Consider the following 2,962-nt stretch of genomic DNA (forward strand, 5'->3'; position numbering starts at 1 on the left):
CCCACGGCGTCCTGGATCTCCTTGAGCACCGCGGGGCGCAGCTTGACGGCACCCGGCTTGTACACGCCGTGCACGTTGCCGAAGGTGAGGGCCGTGATGTAGCGGCCGTTCTCGCCGAGGCCGAGGGCCTTCGCGGTGGCCATGCCGTCCTCGATGGTGGAGTACAGCTTGTCGTTGATCTCGGCGGCGACGCCGTCCTCCTCGCCACCGACAACGCCGACCTCGATCTCGAGGATCTGGTGGTTCGCGGAGGTCTGCTTGAGCAGCTCCTCGGCGATCTGAAGGTTCTCCTCCAGCGGCACCGCGGAGCCGTCCCACATGTGCGAGCCGAACAGCGGATCCTGGCCGTTCTTGACGCGCTCGGCGGAGATCGCGAGCAGCGGGCGGACGTAGGTGTCCAGCTTGTCCTTCGGGCAGTGGTCGGTGTGCACCGCGATGTTCACGGAGTACTTCTTGGCCACCACGTGCGCGAACTCGGCGAGCGCGACCGCACCGGTCACCATCTCCTTGACCTTCTGGCCGGAGGCGTACTCGGCGCCACCGGTCGACACCTGGATGATGCCGTCGGACTCGGCATCGGCGAAGCCCTGGATGGCCGCGTTGAGCGTCTGCGACGACGTGACGTTGATCGCGGGGTAGGCGAAACCCTTCTCCTTGGCGCGATCGATCATCTCCGCGTAGACATCAGGAGTTGCAATGGGCATGGTGTGTGATCTCCTTGCTTGACGCTTGGGTTGGCAGACCCCATTGTGTCGCATTTCGGGGAGCGCGGGGGGCTCAGTCGTCCAGACGACCCAACTCAATCCACGACCGTCCCCCCGACATCGCCCGGACCGCTCCGTCCAGCGCGGCCGGGTTCGTGGCGAGGTGGTCGAGTGGCAGGGTGTGCTTCTGACCGGACGCCCCGCGCACCACCAGGCGGCGGCTCCCGCCGAGGCGTCCGGGGAGGGCGTCGAGGCCGGCCACCTGCGTCCAGGGGAGGTGGGCGCCGGCGTCGGCGAGGAAGAGCCCACCCCGGCCGACGCCGAGGGCCAGCCCCTCGTGGAGGGCGGCCAGCTCGCGCTTGGCCCGGACGAACTTCGCCGCGCGCCAGGCGATGACACCGGCAGAGACGGCGAGGCTGAAACCCAGCACCCACGGGAACCAGCCCTGCCAGACGGTGGTGTCGTCGCGGTAGTAGAACCACCAGATCGCCGCCCACACCACGCCGTTGACCACGAGCGACCCGATCGACCACACGAACGCCCCCCTCGCCCGACGCCACGCCAGGACGGCAGGGGCGGGATTGAAGAACACAGGGTGGTCCAGCGTGTCGCGCGGGATGGGCATCGGCGGCGGCGCGGGAAGCGTCGCCGCGGGCGGAAGGGGTTGCTGCTGTAGCCGAGGCTGTAACGGCTCGGACTGAGGCTGTAGCTGCTGGGGCTGGGGGTGTGGCTGCTGGGGCTGGGGCTGGGGCAGGTGGGGGGTCCGGTGGGGTGGGTTCCAGCGCGCGGACGCCTCGGGTGACGGCCAGCCACCGGCGGGTGGCTGAGCAGGCGGCTGGGTCATGGCGGCCATGCTACCCAGCATCGCGAGCTCGCCTTTCTCCGTCGGGAGCCCCGGATGCGTGGGTCGAGGCTCCCTCGACATGGCGGAGTGGGCTCAGGAGAAGCTTCGGGCTGGTCTGCCGGCCCGGATCTTCTACTGAGCTCACTCAGCCCCGCTCGGACGCCGCCGCCCCGCCTCACTGCCCCGCCGACGCCCCTGCGGCCTGCCGCCCCGCGCCGGCGCGCGTGGGCTCAGCGGCGCCAGTCGCCCAGAGCCCCCTCCAGTGCGCCGAGGGCGGCGTCGACGAGGGGCCAGCGGTCGGCTTCGGGGCAGCCGTCGGCCGCCCAGGCCGCAGCGGCGGCGTCCATGAAACCGAGAAAGCCGACCAGGGCGAGGGCGTCACGGGCGGCGGCGGCAGGCTGCAGGACGCCACGGAGCCAGCCGAGCCACTCCGCACGCGCCTCGGCGCGGGCGTCGGCGACGGGGGCGGGCTCGTCGACGGCGACGCCGAACGCGAAGCCGCCCGTGCGGGCGACGGCATCGAGGAGGACGACGAGGGCCGCGCGCACCCGGTCGCGGGCGGACGCGGGCCGCGCCAGTGCGGCGTCCGACCGGTCGCGCGCGAGGGCGAGGTCGGCGGCTCCCGCCCGCACCACCGCTGCGGCGAGGTCTGCCTTCGACTCGTAGTACTTGAAGACCAACGCCTGAGACACGCCCGCGGCGGTGGCGATGTCGGCGACGGAGGCGTCACCATAGGGCCTGCCTGCGAACGCAGGACGCGCGGCAGCCAGGATCGCGTCCCGACGGACCTCGGGGGCCAGGCGGCGGCGTCCGGTTGCTTCGGCAGGCATGGCACTAGCCTAGCGGTAAGTGAGTTGGACTCACCAACCCGCCCCCCGCTACACTCGAACCGTTAGTGAGTCAGGCTCACCAGTGGAGGAAGTCTAATGACCTGGACCGATCACGCCATCTTCTGGCAGGTGTACCCCCTCGGGTTCACGGGTGCCCCCATCCGCCCCGGATCGGACGCCGAACGCGCCCTCACCCACCGCCTCGGGCATCTGTCCCACTGGCTCGACCACGTGGTCGAGCTCGGCTGCAACGGCCTGCTGCTGGGGCCGATCTTCACGTCGTCGACGCACGGCTACGACACGCTCGACTACTACCGCATCGACCCGCGCCTGGGCGACGACGCCGACTTCGCGGGGTTCATCGAGGGCGCCCATGCACGCGGCATCAAGGTGGTGCTCGACGGGGTGTTCAACCACGTGGGCTCCGACAATCCGCTTTTTCGCGCGGCGATGTCGAGCCCGGACGCCCCCGAGAACGCGCTGTTCCGGATCGACTGGAGCTCGGGCGAACCCAGGGCGGCCGACTTCGAGGGCCACGGTCACCTCGTCGCGCTCAACCACGCCTCGGACGCCGTCGCCGACCT

General features: G+C 71.0%; 4 protein-coding genes. 1 reads left to right on the top strand and 3 read right to left on the bottom strand.

Translation table 11 applies throughout. The annotated features are described in order from the left end of the window. From fbaA to Q1K57_RS04545, 3 genes are all read right to left on the bottom strand, one after another. Positions 1–704 (bottom strand): class II fructose-bisphosphate aldolase (fbaA, locus tag Q1K57_RS04535; RefSeq protein ID WP_300079453.1); only part of this gene is annotated, 704 nt, incomplete at its 3' end. Positions 705–777: 73 nt separating this feature from the next. Further along, the gene (locus Q1K57_RS04540) at positions 778–1,329 is read right to left on the bottom strand and encodes a hypothetical protein (RefSeq protein ID WP_300079455.1); all 552 of its coding nucleotides are present in this window, start codon (positions 1,327–1,329) and stop codon (positions 778–780) included. 449 nt (positions 1,330–1,778) lie between these two features. Further along, positions 1,779–2,378, bottom strand: a complete 600-nt coding sequence (locus Q1K57_RS04545) for a helix-turn-helix domain-containing protein (protein WP_300079458.1) — start codon at positions 2,376–2,378, stop codon at positions 1,779–1,781. Positions 2,379–2,474: 96 nt separating this feature from the next. Here Q1K57_RS04545 and Q1K57_RS04550 point away from each other — a divergent pair. Further along, on the top strand, positions 2,475–2,962 hold a 488-nt coding region (locus tag Q1K57_RS04550; RefSeq protein WP_300079460.1), incomplete at its 3' end, for an alpha-amylase family glycosyl hydrolase.

The organism is Propioniciclava sp. (genome assembly GCF_029977985.1).
Taxonomy (GTDB): domain Bacteria; phylum Actinomycetota; class Actinomycetes; order Propionibacteriales; family Propionibacteriaceae; genus Propioniciclava.